Here is a 17,183-nt window from a genome sequence, read left to right as displayed (position 1 = left end):
GCGGGGGCGGCTGCGGCGGCTGGGCCGGACCGGCCGGCGGGCGGGCCTGGGCGGCCGGACGGCGGCCCCGCTTGCGCTCGATCAGCTCCAGCGCGTTGGTCGGCAGCCAGTCCCCGACCTCGCCGGCGGCGTCGTCCCTGGAGAACAGGTGCGGAGCCAGCTCGGCCTGGATCTGCGCCGGGGTCGGCCGGCGCTCGGGTGCCTGCTGCATGCAGGCGCGCACCAGGTCCATCAGCTCGCGCGGCATGCCGGTCAGGTCCGGCTCCTCGCGCAGCAGCTGGAACACCGTCTCGACCGGGTTGGTGCCCCGGTAGGGCGGGTGCCCGGTGGCACAGAAGACCATCAGCGAGCCGAGCGAGAAGACGTCGCTGGCGCCCCGGACGGTACGGCTGTCCCTGGCCTGCTCGGGGGACATGTAGGCCGGCGTGCCGACCGCGACGTTGGTCATGGTGAGCCGGGTGCTGGACACCCCGGCCGCGATGCCGAAGTCGATCACCTTCGGGCCGTCCTCGACCACCAGGACGTTCGAGGGCTTGAGGTCGCGGTGGATCAGATTGGCCGCGTGGATGGACTGGAGGGCCTCCGCGATGCCGGCGACCAGCCAGCGGGTGGCGTCCACCGGCAGCGGGCCGCAGTCCTCGACCAGGTCCTCCAGCGAGGGGGCCGGGATGTACGCGGTGGCCAGCCAGGGCACCCGGGCGTCCGCGTCCGCGTCCACCACGGCCGCCGTGTAGAAGCCGCCGACCGTCTTGGCGGCCGCGATCTCCCGGGCGAAGCGGACCCGGAACAGCTCGTCCTCGGCCAGCTCACCCCGCACGGTCTTGATGGCCACCCGCCGCCCCGACGCGGAACGCGCCAGGTAGACCAGCCCCATCCCACCCGCGCCGAGCCGCCCCAGCACCTCGAAGGGCCCGATCCGCCTCGGATCGTGCGCCGTCAGCTGGTCCACTCCGCTGCCACCTCCCCGTTGTCCGCACCCGCCGCGTGGTGCCGGACCCGATTCTCCAATGCCGCCCCACGCATATCCAACCTCCCCCACCGGCCCGAACCCGCCGCCCGGGGCCGGAGGGCGCCCCCGACGGGCCCCTGACCAGCGAGGACGGAACGGCCGGATCCTGACGCCCGCTCCGGAGGCGGCTTGCGCGCGGAGCCCGGGACCGTCCACTTCCGGACGGCTCCCCGACTTCCGAACATCGTCACGCTCTGTCACCCGACCACCCCTCAGCGGACTCGCCGTCACGCTGTGAGGTCAAAAGCACACGGGGGGGCTTCAACAGGGGCATCGAAGCCCCGTGAATATCCGTCCGAAGCGGTTCGGAGCGCTATAGCAACCCCCGTGCGGAGTAATAGTCGCATCACCGAATCGCGCCAAGATCGTGCCACGGTAAGCTGACGGCATGACAGGACAAGTTCGCACCGTCGACGGTCGCGTCGCCGGGCGACGCGGACAGGAGACGCGGCAGAAGCTGCTCGATTGCCTCCGCGAGATGCTCAGCACGTCGCCCTATCGGGACGTCAAGGTCATCGACGTCGCCCGTATGGCGGGTACCTCCCCCGCGACCTTCTACCAGTACTTCCCGGATGTCGAGGGCGCAGTCCTCGAAATCGCCGAGGAAATGGCCAAGGACGCCGACCAGCTCAAAGAGCTGGTGGCCGGAAAGTCCTGGGCAGGGAAGTCCGGACCGACCACTTCGGAAGAACTGGTCGACGGATTCCTCGCCTTCTGGCGCAAGAACGACGCCATTCTCCGAGTGGTCACGCTCGGTGCCGCCGAGGGGGACAAGCGGTTCTTCAAGATCCGCATGACGGTCCTCAACGCGGTCGCCAAGCCACTCGCGGAGGCCGTCAGGGAACTCCAGGCGAAGGGTCAGGCCGACAAGTCGCTCGATCCCAACGCCGTGGCCGGGGCCCTGGTCTCGCTGCTCGCCTCGGCGGCCGAGCACCAGAAGGCCTTCACCTCCTGGGGCGTCAAGGTCAAGGACCTCAAGCCCAACCTCGCTCCCCTGGTGTACCTGGGCGTCACCGGCAAGAAGGCGCCCAAGTAGGACCACCCTCCGACCCACCATCCGCTCCGCGCGCCACCCGGCCTCCTGTCCGGGGAACGACGGACGGCGGCCGTGTCCTCGGGGGAGGTCCGCCGACGTGCCGCACGCGCGCCAGACATGCCGGTGGGCGGGCACCCGTGACAGGGTGCCCGCCCACCGGCATGTCCGTCTCCGGACCGGGTCGCGACGCCCTCGGGCGGCGCCGAGGCGGCGTCTGCCGCCCTCAGACGGCGTCGAGGGCGTCCTCGGACAGCGTCGAGCCGCCCTCAGGCGGCGTCACGGCGGCCTGGGGCGGCGTCGGGGCGTCCGCCGGGTCAGGGGCAGCGCACGACCTGGCCGGCGTACGCCAGGCCGCCGCCGAAGCCGAAGAGCAGGACCGGGTCGCCGGGCGACAGCTCGCCGCGCTCGACCAGCTTGGAGAAGGCCAGCGGGATGGAGGCCGCCGAGGTGTTGCCGGAGTGGACCACGTCCCTGGCCACCACCGCGTCGACGAGGCCCAGCTTGCCGGCGATCGCGTCGATGATCCGCAGGTTGGCCTGGTGCGGGACGAAGCCCTTCAGCTCGGACGGGTCGATCCCGGCACGCTCGCAGGCCTGCCGGGCCAGCGGGGCGAGCTGGGTGGTGGCCCAGCGGAAGACCGACTGGCCCTGCTGGCTGATCACCGGGTCCCAGCCGGTGATGACCACCGCGTCGCCGCGCTCCGGCTCCGAGCCCCAGACCACCGGCCCGATGCCGGGCTCGGCGCCCTCCTCCTGGGCCTCGACCAGCGCGGCGCCGGCGCCGTCGCCGAAGATCACGCAGGTGGAGCGGTCGGTCCAGTCGAGCGTGTCGGACATCCGCTCGGCGCCGATCACCAGGGCGCGGCGGGCCGAACCGGCCCGGATCGCGTGGTCGGCGGTGGCCAGGGCGTAGGAGAAGCCGGAGCAGACCGTGTTGATGTCGTACGCGGCGGGCGAGCGCACGCCCAGCCGGGCGGCCACGGCGGCGGCGGTGTTGGGGCTGCGCTCGATCGCGGTGCAGGTGGCGACCACCACGAGGTCGATCTCCGCCGGCGTCCGACCGCCGTTGGCGAGTGCCTTCTGGGCGGCCTCGGTGGCGAGGTCGACCAGGGTCTCGTCCTCGGCGATGTGCCGGGTGCGAATGCCCACACGGGTGCGGATCCACTCGTCGTCGGTGTCGACGAGTGCCGCCAGGTCGTCGTTGGTGAGGACCTTGGGGGGCTGGAAGTGGCCGAGTGCCACAATGCGCGAACCGCTCATACTGCCATGGAACCCCGTTACCCACTGGTCAGCAGGGTATGACCGGTGACAGGATCCGCCCCCTCGATCTGTAGGAGATCGACAAGACCCGTTGGGGTGCCCGGGCCGTACACAATGCCGAGGTCAGGCGGCCAGTGCGGCGGAGTCGCCCATCACGATGACCGGGTGGGCGGCCGGGTCCAGGGCGCGGATCAGCTGGGCCATCTTGTCCTCGGGGATCGACACGCAGCCGTGGGTGGGGCCGTCGTGGTCCACGTGGAGCCAGATGCCGCCGCCCTTCTTGGAGCCCATCGGGCGGCGCGTGTCGAGCGGGGTGTTGCCGGCGACGCGGTTGTAGTTGATCGCGACCACGTAGTCGAAGGAGCCGGCCAGCTGGTCGCCGAAGAAGCCCGTGCCGGAGACCACGAAGCTCGGGTCCTTGTCGTACGGGAGCTTGCTGCCCGGGTCCGCCTTGCGGCCGCCCGCGTCGGTGAGGCCGAAGACGCCGATCGGGCTGCGCAGGTCGCCCTCGTTGTGGTCGGTGGTCCAGCCGTTCTTGCCGTTGTGGCCCTGCCAGGTCTCGCCGGCCAGCCAGCGGCCCTCGGGGGTGCGGGTCCAGAGGGTGACGCTGTTCTTGTCGGTGTTCTTGTCCTGGCCGGTGGCGACCACGACCTGGGCGGTCTCGGCGGGGATCTTCGCGGTGAAGGCCGCGCCGAGGCCGGGTATCGCGGCGACCGAGCCGTCCTGGCGGGTCTGGCTGCGGTCGGCGGCCGGGGCCGCGGACTGCCGGTCGGAGGCGGCCTGGGCGGCCGCGGGGGCCGGGACGGGCTGGTCCGGCTTGCTGACGCCCTCCGGGCCGGGGCCGTCGGCGGCGGCGATGCCGGGCTTGGCGCCGTCCTGGCCGACGGCGTACCAGCCGGCGGTGGCGGCGACCAGCAGGGCGGTGCCGGCCATCATGGCCTTGCCGTGACGTTTCTGCTTGGCCTTGCGCCGCCGGCCCCGGGCAGCCGACCTGGCGCCCACGACGGGGGCCGCGGGCGCGGCGGCGAGCACCACGGGTTCGGGCTCGTAGATCGGCTCGGGCTCGTAAGCGGGAACGGGCCCGGCCTCGTAGACAGGAACGGCCTCGTAGCCGGGCTCGGGCTCGTACGGCTGAACCGGCTGCCCGTACGCCACGTAGTACCCGTCAGGGGCCTGTCCGTACGGCTGGTACCCGCCGTGGTCGTAGCCCTCCCGAACCGGCTGCTGGTACGGCTGGAAGCCCTCGTACGGCTGCTGCGGCATCAGGTCGACCGGATCCTGCATCGGCTGGTGCGGCGGGTACGCGGTGGCGCGATCAGAACCGGACATGCGGTCGATCCTGCCAAACGCCGTACCCGTTGGTAAACCCGGGCCTCGTGCGGAGGCGGTGAAGACACCGCCGCCCCGGCCGGAGAGCGGCCGGGGCGGCGGGGATGCTTCGCAGGTCAGAGGCGCATCGCCTGCGGGGACTCACGGCGCGTCCGGTCCGGGCCCTCGTACTCGCGGATGATCTCGTAGCGGGTGTTGCGCTCCACCGGGCGGAAGCCGGCGTCGCGGATCAGGCCGAGCAGGTCGTCGCGGCCGAGCTTGTTCGGGGTGCCGAAGTTGTCCGCGTCGTGGGTGATCTTGTACTCGACCACCGAGCCGTCCATGTCGTCCGCGCCGTGGCTGAGCGCCAGCTGGGCGGTGGTGACGCCGTGCATCACCCAGAAGACCTTGACGTGCGGGACGTTGTCGAAGAGCAGCCGGGAGACCGCGAAGGTCTTCAGCGCCTCGGCACCGGTGGCCATCTCCGTGCGGGCCATCAGCTTGTTGCGCACGACGCCGTCCTTGGAGTCGTGGAAGTCGTGCTGGTAGCGCAGCGGGATGAAGACCTGGAAGCCGCCGGTCTCGTCCTGGAGCTCGCGCAGCCGCAGCACGTGGTCCACCCGGTGGCGGGGCTCCTCGATGTGTCCGTACAGCATGGTGGCCGGCGTCTTGAGGCCCTTGCTGTGCGCGAGGCGGTGGATCCGCGACCAGTCCTCCCAGTGGGTGTCGTGGTCGACGATGTGCTGACGGACCTCCCAGTCGAAGATCTCCGCGCCGCCGCCGGTCAGCGACTCCAGGCCGGCGTCGATCAGCTCGTCCATGATCTCGTCGGCGGACAGGCCGCTGATCTTCTCGAACCAGTGGATCTCGGTGGCGGTGAAGGCCTTCAGCGAGACGTTCGGCAGCGCCGCCTTCAGCTCCCGCAGCGAGCGCGGGTAGTAGCGCCACGGCAGGGTCGGGTGCAGGCCGTTCACGATGTGCAGCTCGGTGAGGGAGTCGCTCTCCATCGCCTTGGCGAGGCGGACGGCCTCCTCGATGCGCATCGTGTAGGCGTCCTTCTCGCCCGGCTTGCGCTGGAACGAGCAGTACGCGCAGGACGCGCTGCACACGTTGGTCATGTTGAGGTGGCGGTTGACGTTGAAGTGGACGACGTCGCCGTTCTTCCGCGTCCGCACGTGGTGGGCCAGCCCGCCCAGCCAGGCCAGGTCGTCGCTCCCGTAGAGCGCGATCCCGTCCTCGCGGGTCAGCCGCTCACCCGCGTAGACCTTCGCCTCCAGCTCGCGCTTGAGTCCTGCGTCCATGCGGTGCCCCGCCTCCTCCGACGTTCGATTCCTTGCCGGAACGAGGTTACGCCTATGCCGACAGCAGCTCGGCGAGCAGTACCGGGTCGATGTTGCCGCCGCTGACCACGGCCGCCACCGCCTGGCCCCCGGTCTCGGCCGCGCGGTGGAGGTAGGCGGCCGGGGCGACCGCCCCCGAGGGCTCGGCGACCAGCCTGCCGCGCCGGGCCAGCACGGCCACGGTGGCGCGGATCTCGTCCTCGGTGACGGTGACGATGTCGTCCACGTAGGCGGTGACGTGCTCGAACGGCAGCACGCCGAGCGACGGGGTGCGCAGCCCGTCCGCGATGGTCCGGTAGGTGTCGGCGACCGGCCACTCGACCCGGCGGCCGGCCCGCAGGCTGGCCTGGGCGTCGGCGGCCAGTTCGGGCTCCACGCCGACCACCCGGATGCCGGGGCGGGTGAGCTTGAGCGCGGCCGCCGTCCCGCTGATCAGGCCGCCGCCGCTGACCGGCACCAGGACGGTGTCCAGCTCGGCCGGGGCGTCCTCGGCGATCTCCAGGCCGACCGTGCCCTGGCCCGCGATGATGAACGGGTCGTCGTACGGCGGCACCCAGACGTAGCCGTGCTGCCCGGCCAGCTCGCCGGGCAGGATGTCCCGCTCCTCGGGCGCGACGAGGATCACCTCGGCGCCGAACGAGCGGGTGGCCTCCACCTTCACCGCGGGCGAGGTGTCCGGCATCACGATCACGGCCTTGATGCCGAGCGTCCTGGCCGCGTACGCCACCGCCTGCGCGTGGTTGCCGCTGGACTGGGCGACCACGCCGCGGGAGCGCTCGTCCGCGGTGAGCGCGGCCAGCCGGTTGTAGGCGCCGCGGGTCTTGAAGGCCCCGGTCGGCTGGAGGTTCTCGGGCTTCAGCCAGAGCCGCCGTTCCCCGTCGGCCGCCCAGGGGGCGGGGACCAGCGGGGTGCGTACGGCGATCCCCGCGATCCGCTGCCGTGCGGCGCGCAGTTCCTCCAGGCCGACCAGTGCCATGCGTCACTCTCCTACGGGGGGGAGTTCACTCACCCGGTTCTCCCACTTCGTGGAGAGTACGACGGTGGTGCGGGTCCTGGCCACGCCCTTCGTGCCCGAGATCCGCTTGACCACCGACTCCAGGCCGGCCACGTCGGCCACCCGGACCTTGAGCATGTACGAGTCGTCGCCGGCGATGAACCAGCAGTCCTCGACCTCGTTGAGGTCCTTCAGCCGGAACGCGACGTCCTCGTGGTCCGCGGCGTCGGTGAGCTGAAGGCCGATCAGGGCCGTGACGCCGAAGCCGAGCGAGGCCGGATTGACCGTCGCCCGGTAGCCGGTGATGACCCCGGCCTGCTCCAGGCGGTTGATCCGGTCCGTGACGCTCGGGCCGGAGAGCCCGACCAGGCGGCCCAACTCGGCGTAGGACGCGCGGCCGTTCTCCCGGAGCGCCTGGATGAGCTGTCTGTCCACCGTGTCCATATACCGTCCGCGTCCTTCCGAACCTCGCCAGACCCACAGATCATTATCCGGATTCAAAGGCGCTGTGCGCCGACCGACCCGGATATCGCAGAGAACATACTCTCCCGCCCCCGGTCTCCTTACTCCCCCTCGATCCGTCCGCCGCCGTTGTCGTCCACCCGGCGGGCGGCCGCTCCCAACTCCCCTTCCCAGCGCAGGTACAGGGAATGCGGCACGCCGACGGCGTCCAGCACCCGCCCGGCCACGAAGTCCACGAGTTCGCGCACGGTGGAGCCGCCGGCGTAGAAACCGGGCGAAGCGGGCAGCACGACCGCCCCCTGCGCGTCGAGCTCCACCAGGTGCTTCAACGTCACCCCGTTGAGTGGTGCCTCGCGCACGCAGACGACGAGTGGACGGCGCTCCTTGAGGGTGACGCTGGCGACGCGCTGCAGCAGGTCCTTGCTCAGACCGAGCGCGATCCCGGCCACCGCGCCGGTGGTCGCGGGCACCACGAGCATGCCCTTGGCGGGGTACGAGCCGCTGGACGGGCCGGCCGCGAAGTCCCCGGCGGACCAGTAGCGGACGTCGTCCAGGCCCTGGTCGCTCCCGAGCCAGGCGGCGAGGTCGGTGCGCCAGTGGGCGTCCCGGAAGGAGATCCCGGTCTCGTCCAGGATGGTGAGCCTGGCGGCGCGGCTGACGATCAGGTCCACCGCCTCGCCGGCGGCCAGCAGCGCGCGGATCACCGAGGCCGCGTACGGCGTCCCCGACGCACCGGAGACCCCGACCACCCACGGCTGACGCTTCGCAGTTCCCATGGGGCAATTCTGTCCCGGCCCGACCTGCGCGTTCGGCCCGGGCCGGCCGGGAGGGGCCCGGGAGCCGCCGTCCCCTGGAAGGATGGGGGCATGGCAGCGACCCTCGTCGACCTCACCCATCAGGTGACCACCGCGATGCCGGTCTACCCCGGCGATCCGGCCGTCCTGCTGGAGCCCGCGCTCACCACGGCCACCGCCGGGGTGAACGTGCTGGCCCTGCACCTCGGCTCGCAGTCCGGGACGCACGTGGACGCGCCGTACCACGTGGACGTCACCTGGCCGACCCTGGACGGGCTGCCGCTGGAGCGGTTCACCGGCCCGGCCGTGGTCGCCGACCTGCGCGGGCTGGAGCCCAGGGCGGCCATCACGCCCGAGCTGCTGGCGCCCGCGCTGGCACGGGCCGCCGAGGGCACCGTCCTGCTGCTGGCCACCGGCTGGGCCCGGCACTGGGGCACCGACGTCTACCTCGCCCACCCCAGCCTGACCCCGGCCGCCGCCGAGGCGATCGTCGCCGCCGGGGTGCGGACGGTCGGGGTGGACGCGCTCAGCGTCGACCCGACCCCCGACCCCGGCCCGGGCGACCCCGCGGTGGCCGCGCTGCTCGCCGACCTCACCGACGAGCACGACCACGGCACCGCCGACGAGCCCTCGCTCGCCGCGCACCGGGTGCTGCTGGGCGCGTCCGGCGGCGGGGTGATCGCCGAGAACCTGACCGATCTGCGGCCGCTGCTGGCAGCCCAGGAGGCCGGACTGCCGGTGGAGGTCTCGCTGTTCCCGCTGCGGCTGGTCGCGGCGGACGGCGCGCCGGTACGGGCGGTGGCCCGGCTGGGCTGAGCCGCTCCGGCGGTCCCCGCCCGGCCCTGCCCGACTTGGTCTAGACCATCCCCCGTCAACGCCAGTACGCTTTCCGGCCATGGCTGAGATCATCGGAGTGATCGAGCGAATCTGGCGCTACCCCGTGAAATCCACCGGCGGCGAGCGGCTCGACTCCGTCGAGGTGGACGAGCGCGGCCTGGCCGGCGACCGCCTCTACGCCGTCCGCGACGCGACCGGCAAGCTCGGCTCGGGCAAGGACACCCGCCGCTTCCGCCGGATGGACGGCCTGCTCCGCCTCTCCGCCCGGCTCGGCCACCGGATCGACGGCCCGGAGCTGTTCGACCCGCTCGGCCGCCCGGTCGACCGGCCGGACGCCTTCCTGCGCGCCTACCTCCAGCTCGACGACGTCGAACTCGCCCGCGAGGACGCCGTCTCGCACTTCGACCGGATGCCGGTCAGCGTCCTCAGCACCGCCACCCTGGACTGGGTCCGCGAGGCCGTCCCGTTCGCCGTGGTCGACGAGCGCCGGTTCCGCCCCAACATCGTGCTGCGCACCCCGCCCGGCACCCCGCCGTTCGCCGAGGACGCCTGGCTCGGCCGGCGGGCCCGCGGCGAGGCCCCCGGCTGCGCCGGACTCTCCTTCGTCGCCTCCAGCGAGCGCTGCGCGATGACGGGCGCCCCGCAGCCCGGACTGCCGCACGCGCCCGAGATCCTCAAGGCCGTCGTGCACGCCCACGACGGCCGGCTGGACGCCCTCGCCGAGGTCGCCGCCCCGGGCCGGCTGCGGGTCGGCGACCGGCTGGTCCTGGACTGATCGCACCGCCCTCCGCACCGGCCTGACGCATCGTCACTTCTCCTTCACCGCAGGAGAACCGGCCGGCCGACGGCCCCTGGACCGGCGACTGCGGACCGGGCGGAGGACCTGCTCGACGGGGGCGCCGGGAGGGCCCGCTCAGGGCCCGCCGGCCTCGCCCCCCGGCGCCGGGGAAGGAACGGCGACCGCCCGCAGGTAGGCGTCGACGAAGATCTCGACGGTCTCGTCCATCGAGGGCAGCCCCGCCCCCAGGGCGGGCTCCAGCACCGGCCGCATCAGGACGTGGTTGAGCAGCGGGCCGAGCAACAGCTGGACCAGCACCGGAGTGGGCAGCGGTCTCAGCCGGCCGGCCCGCACGTGCGGCCCCAGCAGCCCGTCGAGGATGTCGAGCGTCCGCGGCAGACTGACGGCCAGCACCCGGGCGGCCGGGCCGTCCGGCCGCCCGAGCAGGTCGGCGAAGACCGCCGGGACGATCCGCGGCTCGTGCTCGAAGGCCGCGGCGAAGGCGGCGTGGAGCGCCCGCACGGTGCCCTCCAGCCCCTCCGGCGGGTCGGCGGCCAGGGCCTCCAGCCGGGGCAGCGCGGAGTGCCGCTCGAAGACGGCGGCGAGCAGGCCGTCCCGCCCCTCGAAGACGGCGTGCAGGCTGGGCAGCGAGCAGTCGGCCCGGTCCGCGACGGCGTCCAGGGTGACCCCGGCCAGGCCGCGCTCGGCCACCAGCAGGGCCGCCGCCTCGATCGCGCGCTCGCGCACCGGCGGCCGTCCGCCCGGGTCGACCCCCGCCTCCCTGACGGCCGCGTCCAGCGCCGTCCGGGAGCCGCCGATCCGGCGCAGCAGCGTGCTGCGGGAGATGCCCGCCGTCGCCGCGATCGCCGTCAGCGGGACGTCGGCGACGTCCTGGCCCCGCTCCTTCGCCGCCGCGAGGGCGGCCATCACCAGCTCCTTCATGTGAAGCATCGTACTACTTGACATCTGAGACGGTTCCAGAGACTCTGTACATGCAGGTTCCACACGGACAGTGATCGAATGAGCACTGAAAGGGGAGAGCCATGAGCGTCGTGATCTCCGGCGGCGGCCCCGCCGGAATGATGCTGGGCCTGATGCTGGCGCGCGCCGGCATCGAGGTCACCGTGCTGGAGAAGCACACGGACTTCCTGCGCGACTTCCGCGGCGACACCGTCCACGCCTCCACCGTGCGGCTGATGGACGAACTCGGCCTCGGCCGGAAGTTCGCCGCCCTGCCGCAGAGCCGGCTCGGCAACCTGGTGGTGCAGCCGCCCGGCGCCGCCCCCGTCGCGCTGAGCGCCTACGAGCGGCTGCCCGCGCCGTACAACTACATCGCGATGATCCCGCAGTGGGACCTCCTGGACTTCCTGGTCACCGAGGCCCGGCGGGAGCCCACCTTCACGCTGCGGATGAACACCGAGGCCACCGGCCTGCTCCGCGAGGGCGGCCGGGTGACCGGCGTCCGGTACCGCACCGGGGACGGCGAGGAGGGCGAGCTGCGCGCCGGCCTCACCGTCGCCGCCGACGGCCGGCACTCCACCCTGCGCCGGGCGGCCGGGCTGACGCCCAGGGAGTTCCCGGTGCCCTTCGACGTCTGGTGGTTCCGGCTGCCCCGGCACCCCCACGAGCAGGCCCAGCCGCCCAGCCTCGTCCCCGGCTTCGGGCACGGCGACATGGCGCTGAGCTTCGCCCGGAAGGACTACTTCCAGGTCGCCTACTTCCGCGCCAAGGGCACCGACCCGCACCTGCGCGCCGAGGGCGTCGAGCGGTTCCGCGAGCGGATCGCCGCGCTGCTGCCCCAGTACGCCGACCGGGTCGACCAGCTGAAGACCCTCGACGACCTGCACCTGCTCGACGTACGGCTCAACCGGCTGGACCGCTGGTACCGGGACGGGCTGCTGCTGATCGGCGACGCCGCCCACGCGATGTCCCCGGCCGGCGGGGTGGGCATCAACCTGGCCATCCAGGACGCCGTCGCGACCGCCGCCCTGCTCGCCGAACCACTGCGGCGCGGCCGCCCGACCACCGCGGCCCTGGCCCGGGTCCAGCACCGCCGGTGGCGGCCGACCGTGATCATGCAGGGAATGCAGCGGGTCCTGCACCGCCTGCTGTTCGAGCCGGTCCTCACCGGCCGGCGGACCGGGCCGCCGGCCCGGCTGGTGCTGCTCGCCCGGTACCTCCCCGGCTTCCCGCTGCTGATGTCCCGGCTGATCGCCTTCGGGCCGCTGCCCGAGCACGCCCCGGCCTTCGCCCGGCGCGAGGCCTGAGGCCACCCGTTCGGACGGGCGGATCGCGGGGAACGACCGAGGACATGACGATCCCTCACCGCTTGACCGGCACCGGCGACCACCACGTCCTGGTCCTGCACGACTGGTTCGGCACCAGCGCGGGCTGGGGCCCGTTCCTCGACTACCTCGACGGCGACGCCTTCGGCTACGCCTTCTTCGACTACCGCGGCTACGGGCAGCGCAAGGACGTCCCCGGCGCGTACACGCTCGCCGAGATCGCCTCCGACGCGCTCGCCCTGGCTGACCGGCTCGGCTGGGACCGCTTCTCCCTGGTCGGCCACTCGATGGGCGCCAAAGCGGCGCAGCAGGTGCTCGCGGAGGCGCCGCTGCGGGTCCGCAAGCTGGTCGGCCTGGCCCCGGTGCCGGCCGGGCCGTACCCGCTGGACGAGGCGGGCGAGGCGCTGTTCCTCGGCGCCGCCGAGGACCGGGAGAAGCGCTTCGCGATCCTCGACCTGGTCACCGGCAGGCGGGCCGGCCGGGTCTGGCTCGACCACCTGGTCGACCAGTCCCTGCGGCTGTCCACCCCCGAGGCCTTCGGCGGCTACGTCCGCGACTGGACGACGGCCGACCTGGAGCGCCGGATCAGCGGCAACCCGGTGCCGGTCAAGGTGATCGTCGGCGAGTACGACCTCGCCCTCACCACCGAGGTGATGCGCGGCACCTTCCTCACCCACTACCCCAACGCCGAGCTGGAGGAGCTCGCCGGCTGCGGGCACTACCCGATGTACGAGGCCCCGGTGGCCCTGACCGTCGCGATGGAGGGCTTCCTGCACGACTGAGGCCGCGGGCGCGTCGCGCGGGACGCCGGCTCCGTCGGCCTCCCGCGCACCGTTGGACGCTGACGCATGGACCGGAGACCCGTACGCATGGGGCGTCTCATCTTTCTCGCCTACGTTCGAGGCATGACGGATGAGCGAGTTGACGGCACGTCGCCGGTGACGGTGATCGGCGTCTCCGGGGCGGTCGGGCGGCACGTCGGGCTACAGCTCGCGGCCTCCGGCGTCCGGGTGCGGACCCTGCCCCCGCGGGACCTGCTCGACCCGGCCACGCTGGAGGCGGCCGTCCAGGGCGCCGGCGCCGTGCTCCTGGGGTGGCCGTTCTCCACCGCGGACGGCGCCGCGGAGACCGTGGGCGTGCTGGCCAGGGAGGTCGGGCGGGTGGTCTTCCTCTCCTCGGCTGCCGTCCGCGACGTCCCCGGCGCGGGACCGCACTCCCCCGGCCGTCCGGAGGGCGGGATCGAGGCGCTGCTGACGGCCTGCGGGGTGCGGCACACGGTGCTGCGGGCCCACGGCTTCGCGGCCGCCCTGGAGTGGGCGGAGGAGATCCGTTCCACGGGCTCCGTCCGGGGCTACGGCGGTGCCGCCGGGCTGAACCCGGTGGACGAGCGGGACATCGCGGCGGTCGCCGTGCGGACCCTGGCCGAGGACGGCCACGACGGCGCCAGGTACGTCCTCACCGGCCCGGAGTCCCTCACCCGGGCGGAACAGGTGGAGATCATCGGCGAGGCCGCCGGCCGCCCGGCCTGCTGGCAGGAGGTCTCCCGGGAGACCGCCCGCCGCCGGATGTCCGCCACCGGCCGGCCCCCGGCCGCCGCCGACGGCGCGCTGGACTTCGTCCACGCCCGCCTCACCGGCCCGGAACCCGCTACCACGACGGTCCGGGACCTCACCGGCCACCCCGCCCGCGGCTTCCGCGCCTGGGCTGCCGACCACGCCGCCCTGTTCCGCTGAAACCGGTCGGGCGGCCCGCGGCGCCGGGCGCGCCGCCGCCCGGGGTCAGATGCCGAGCCCGCGGACCACCAGGTCCACCAGTGCGAAGAAGAACAGCGAGACCCCGACGAAGCTGTTGGTCTGGAAGAACGCCCGGTTCAGCTTCGACAGGTCGTTCGGCCTCACGATGGTGTGCTCGTAGACGAACGCGCCCGCGACGACCAGCAGACCGGTCCAGAACGCCGCTCCGGCGTGCGTCAGCACCGCGAACCAGCCCAGCAGCAGCGTGGTGAGGACGTGGCACACCCGCGCGCCCCGGATCGCCGCCGGGACGCCGAACCTGGCCGGCACCGACCGCACCCCGTTGTCCCGGTCGGACCCGACGTCCTGGCAGGCGTAGATCAGGTCGAAGCCGCCGATCCAGATGCCGACCGCCGCGCCGAGGACGACGGCCTCCCAGGACCAGCTGCCCGTCACCGCGAGCCAGGCGCCGACCGGCCCCATCGCCTGGGCCAGCCCCAGGATCGCCTGCGGGAAGTTCGTGAACCGCTTGCCGTACGGGTAGACCACCATCGGCACCACGGCCACCGGCGCGAGCGCCAGGCAGAGCGGGTTCAGCATCGCGGCGGCGCCGAGGAAGACCACCAGCGCCACCGCCGAGCCGACGTACGCGGTCTTCAACGACACCGCGCCGGTGACCAGTTCGCGGGTGGCGGTGCGCGGGTTCCGGGCGTCGAGCTCGCGGTCGATGATCCGGTTGGCCGCCATCGCGAAGGTCCGCAGACCGACCATGCACACGGTGACGACGAACAGTTCGCCCCAGTGCACCCGCTTGTCCGCGAGGAACATCGCGGTCAGCGCGGCGATGTAGGCGAAGGGCAGGGCGAAGACCGAGTGCTCGATCATCACCAGGCGCAGGAACGCCTTCGTCCGCCCGGGGACCTCTACCGCGGCCGTGCTGCTCACAGTCCGTACTCCTTCCAGCGGCGGTTCACCAGCGCGGCCGTCGCCGGGTCCGAGGAGACCATCTCCGGCCAGCCGCCGTCCCGGGTGTACCCCTCCTCGGGCAGCTTCCTGGTCGCGTCGATGCCGGCCTTGCCGCCCCAGAACTGCTGGTACGAGGCGTGGTCCAGGTGGTCCACCGGGCCCTCGACCACGGTGAGGTCGCGGCTGTAGTCGACGTTGCCGAAGGCCCGCCAGGCGACTTCCCGGTAGTCGTGCACGTCGCAGTCGGAGTCCACCACGATGATCAGCTTGGTCAGCGACATCATGTGCGCGCCCCAGATCGCGTGCATCGTCTTCTGGGCGTGCTTGGGGTACTTCTTGTCGATCGAGACGATCACGCAGTTGTGGAAGCCGCCGGCCTCGGGCAGGTCGTAGTCGACGATGTCCGGGATGATGATCTTCAGCAGCGGCAGGAAGAACCGCTCGGTGAACTTGCCCAGCGGGCCGTCCTCGGTCGGCGGGCGGCCGACCACGATGGACTGGAGGATCGGACGGCGGCGCATCGTCACGCAGTCGATCGTCAGCGCGGGGAACGGCTCCTGCGGGGTGTAGAAGCCGGTGTGGTCGCCGAACGGGCCCTCGGGCAGCATCTCCCCGGGCTCCAGCCAGCCCTCCAGGACCACCTCGGCGTCGGCCGGGACCTGGAGCGGCACCGTCTTGCAGTCGACCATCCGCACCCGCTCGCCCGCGATGAAGCCGGCGAAGAGGTACTCGTCGATGTCGCCGGGCAGCGGCGCGGTGGCCGCGTAGGTGACGGCCGGGGGGCAGCCGAAGGCGATCGCGACCGGGAGGCGCTCGCCCCGCTTGGCCGCCACCGCGTAGTGGTTGCGGCTGTCCTTGTGGATCTGCCAGTGCATGCCGATGGTGCGGCGGTCGTGCCGCTGGAGCCGGTAGAGGCCCAGGTTGCGGATGCCGGTGTCCGGGTCCTTGGTGTGGGTCAGGCCCAGGTTGAAGAAGGAGCCGCCGTCCAGCGGCCAGGTGAAGAGGGCGGGCAGCTCGTCCAGGTCGACGTCGTCGCCGGTGAGCACCACCTCCTGCACCGGGGCGTCACCGGACTTCACGTTCCGGGGCGGGACGTGGGTCATCGAGGCGAGCTTGCCGAAGGCGTCCCGGAAGCCGGTGAAGCCCTGCGGCAGCTCCGGCCTGAGCAGCCCGGCGATCTTCTCCGAGATGTCGTCCGGGCCCTTGAGGCCGAGCGACTTGGCCAGCCGCCGCTCGGTGCCGAAGACGTTCATCGCCAGCGGCATCGACGATCCCCTGACGTTCTCGAAGAGCAGCGCCGGGCCCTTGGCCTTCTGCACCCGGTCGACGATCTCGCCGATCTCCAGGTGCGGGTCCACCTCCGCCTTGATGCGCTTGAGGTCGCCCTCGCGGTCGAGGGCCCGGAGAAACGAGCGGAGATCGTCGTATGCCATGCCTGTCAGTATCCGCCACCCGATAGCCTGGCCGGGTCAAGGGCCCCTGGAAGGCGCCCGCCGCCACCGTCGCCGCCAGGGAGGAGAACCCGGCCGTGCTGAGGATTCTTCTGACCATCATCCTTCCGCTCGCGCTCTGGGTCTGGGCGTTCGTGGACTGCCTGACCACGCCCGAGGACGAGGTGAAGCACCTGCCGAAGGTGGTCTGGGTGCTGATCGTGCTGCTCTTCCCGCCGCTGGGCCCGATCGCCTGGCTGATCGCCGGCAAGCGGCGCGGCTTCCTGCCGGCCGCCCCCGCCGGGGCCCACGCGGGGTACCCGGCCGACGACCGCCAGGGCCGCCCGGCCCCGCGCGGCGGACGGCCGACGGCGCCGGACGACGACCCGGAGTTCCTCGCCTCGTTGAAGAGGAACGACAAAGACCACGAGGACATGCTGAAGCAGTGGGAGTCCGATCTGCGGCGTCGCGAGCGCGAGCTGCGCGACCGCGACGAGCCCGAGGACGGCAAGAAGAGCTGATCGGAGCCGGTCCGACCGCTCGCCCGGACAGCCCACCCCTGACACCCGGGGTGGGCTGCGGTGTTTTTGGCGCTTCCCTACGACTTTCCGCCGTCTCGCCCGGCCGGCGGCCGCTCCGCCGCCGGACTTGAGCAGACCTTGAGCGCGACCCCAGAGGACCGGCCTACATTGCTAAAAGACGGCCCTGACCTGCGCTTTCCTTCATGTTCAGATCATCGGGCCATCACCTGCCCGACAACCCCCGGTACCCGAGTGAACACCGAGCGCTCAGCGGCTGAACCAACCGCTTCTGTCCAGGCCTGACAGCGAAACGAACCCGACCTTGTACGGAATCGACGCCGAAACCAGCGCACGGCCCCTCGTACAGTCATAAGTGAAGAAAGTGATTCGCAGCCGGGGGCACAGCATGACGTTGGCTGTCGGACAGTTCC

17 protein-coding genes are annotated in these 17,183 nt (G+C 72.5%); 7 read left to right on the top strand and 10 right to left on the bottom strand.

Going from position 1 to position 17,183, the window contains the following annotated elements; all coding sequences use genetic code 11:
• The coding region (locus tag BU198_RS38145) for a serine/threonine-protein kinase (protein WP_188301355.1) at positions 1-949 on the bottom strand (949 nt) is incomplete at its 3' end.
• Between the two features lie 448 nt (positions 950-1,397).
• Here BU198_RS38145 and BU198_RS38140 point away from each other — a divergent pair.
• Positions 1,398-2,045, top strand: coding sequence for a TetR family transcriptional regulator (locus tag BU198_RS38140; protein ID WP_049651546.1), 648 nt, complete (start codon positions 1,398-1,400; stop codon positions 2,043-2,045).
• A 314-nt stretch (positions 2,046-2,359) separates the two neighbouring features.
• Here BU198_RS38140 and BU198_RS38135 read toward each other — a convergent pair whose 3' ends face one another.
• The 6 genes from BU198_RS38135 to BU198_RS38110 form a co-directional block, all read right to left on the bottom strand.
• Positions 2,360-3,304: a beta-ketoacyl-ACP synthase III gene (locus BU198_RS38135; RefSeq protein WP_188301354.1), complete on the bottom strand. Its 945-nt coding sequence runs from the start codon at positions 3,302-3,304 to the stop codon at positions 2,360-2,362.
• Between the two features lie 123 nt (positions 3,305-3,427).
• On the bottom strand, positions 3,428-4,633 hold the full coding sequence (locus BU198_RS38130) for a L,D-transpeptidase family protein (RefSeq protein WP_223245495.1): 1,206 nt from the start codon (positions 4,631-4,633) through the stop codon (positions 3,428-3,430).
• Between the two features lie 116 nt (positions 4,634-4,749).
• On the bottom strand, positions 4,750-5,913 hold the full coding sequence (gene mqnE, locus BU198_RS38125; protein ID WP_188301353.1) for an aminofutalosine synthase MqnE: 1,164 nt from the start codon (positions 5,911-5,913) through the stop codon (positions 4,750-4,752).
• A 52-nt stretch (positions 5,914-5,965) separates the two neighbouring features.
• Positions 5,966-6,928, bottom strand: a complete 963-nt coding sequence (locus tag BU198_RS38120) for a threonine/serine dehydratase (protein WP_188301352.1) — start codon at positions 6,926-6,928, stop codon at positions 5,966-5,968.
• 3 nt (positions 6,929-6,931) lie between these two features.
• A complete protein-coding gene (locus BU198_RS38115) occupies positions 6,932-7,390 on the bottom strand; it encodes an Lrp/AsnC family transcriptional regulator (protein WP_030055719.1) in 459 nt (152 codons plus the stop codon).
• Positions 7,391-7,509: 119 nt separating this feature from the next.
• Complete coding sequence (locus BU198_RS38110; RefSeq protein ID WP_188301351.1) at positions 7,510-8,184, bottom strand: UbiX family flavin prenyltransferase; 675 nt, start codon at positions 8,182-8,184, stop codon at positions 7,510-7,512.
• Between the two features lie 90 nt (positions 8,185-8,274).
• Here BU198_RS38110 and BU198_RS38105 point away from each other — a divergent pair, with 90 nt between their 5' ends.
• Together BU198_RS38105 and BU198_RS38100 are read left to right on the top strand one after the other, a co-directional pair.
• On the top strand, positions 8,275-9,018 hold the full coding sequence (locus BU198_RS38105; RefSeq protein ID WP_188301350.1) for a cyclase family protein: 744 nt from the start codon (positions 8,275-8,277) through the stop codon (positions 9,016-9,018).
• Positions 9,019-9,097: 79 nt separating this feature from the next.
• Positions 9,098-9,814 carry an MOSC domain-containing protein gene (locus BU198_RS38100; RefSeq protein WP_188301349.1) on the top strand — a complete coding sequence of 239 codons (717 nt, stop codon included), beginning with the start codon at positions 9,098-9,100 and terminating at the stop codon, positions 9,812-9,814.
• Positions 9,815-9,952: 138 nt separating this feature from the next.
• On the opposite strand, the gene BU198_RS38095 is transcribed toward BU198_RS38100, so the two are convergent.
• The gene (locus BU198_RS38095) at positions 9,953-10,759 is read right to left on the bottom strand and encodes a TetR/AcrR family transcriptional regulator (RefSeq protein ID WP_188301348.1); all 807 of its coding nucleotides are present in this window, start codon (positions 10,757-10,759) and stop codon (positions 9,953-9,955) included.
• Positions 10,760-10,860: 101 nt separating this feature from the next.
• On the opposite strand from BU198_RS38095, the gene BU198_RS38090 reads away from it, so the two are divergent.
• From BU198_RS38090 to BU198_RS38080, 3 genes are all read left to right on the top strand, one after another.
• Complete coding sequence (locus BU198_RS38090) at positions 10,861-12,084, top strand: FAD-dependent oxidoreductase (protein WP_188301347.1); 1,224 nt, start codon at positions 10,861-10,863, stop codon at positions 12,082-12,084.
• Between the two features lie 44 nt (positions 12,085-12,128).
• Positions 12,129-12,884, top strand: coding sequence for an alpha/beta fold hydrolase (locus BU198_RS38085; RefSeq protein WP_188301346.1), 756 nt, complete (start codon positions 12,129-12,131; stop codon positions 12,882-12,884).
• A 123-nt stretch (positions 12,885-13,007) separates the two neighbouring features.
• Entirely contained in the window at positions 13,008-13,835 is an 828-nt protein-coding gene (locus tag BU198_RS38080; protein ID WP_188301345.1) for a nucleoside-diphosphate sugar epimerase, read from the top strand.
• Between the two features lie 45 nt (positions 13,836-13,880).
• On the opposite strand, the gene mqnP is transcribed toward BU198_RS38080, so the two are convergent.
• The gene (gene mqnP, locus BU198_RS38075; RefSeq protein ID WP_188301344.1) at positions 13,881-14,780 is read right to left on the bottom strand and encodes a menaquinone biosynthesis prenyltransferase MqnP; all 900 of its coding nucleotides are present in this window, start codon (positions 14,778-14,780) and stop codon (positions 13,881-13,883) included.
• The gene (locus tag BU198_RS38070) at positions 14,777-16,234 is read right to left on the bottom strand and encodes a menaquinone biosynthesis decarboxylase (protein ID WP_188301343.1); all 1,458 of its coding nucleotides are present in this window, start codon (positions 16,232-16,234) and stop codon (positions 14,777-14,779) included. The genes mqnP and BU198_RS38070 overlap by 4 nt, the downstream gene beginning before the upstream one ends.
• A gap of 95 nt (positions 16,235-16,329) precedes the next feature.
• On the opposite strand from BU198_RS38070, the gene BU198_RS38065 reads away from it, so the two are divergent.
• The gene (locus tag BU198_RS38065; RefSeq protein ID WP_188301342.1) at positions 16,330-16,752 is read left to right on the top strand and encodes a PLD nuclease N-terminal domain-containing protein; all 423 of its coding nucleotides are present in this window, start codon (positions 16,330-16,332) and stop codon (positions 16,750-16,752) included.
• Positions 16,753-17,183: the final 431 nt, after the last annotated feature.

The organism is Streptomyces sp. CBMA156 (assembly GCF_014596515.1).
Classification (GTDB): domain Bacteria; phylum Actinomycetota; class Actinomycetes; order Streptomycetales; family Streptomycetaceae; genus Kitasatospora.
The sequence above is the reverse complement of the archived record's forward strand: the minus strand, read 5'-3'. Positions and strand labels throughout refer to the sequence as shown.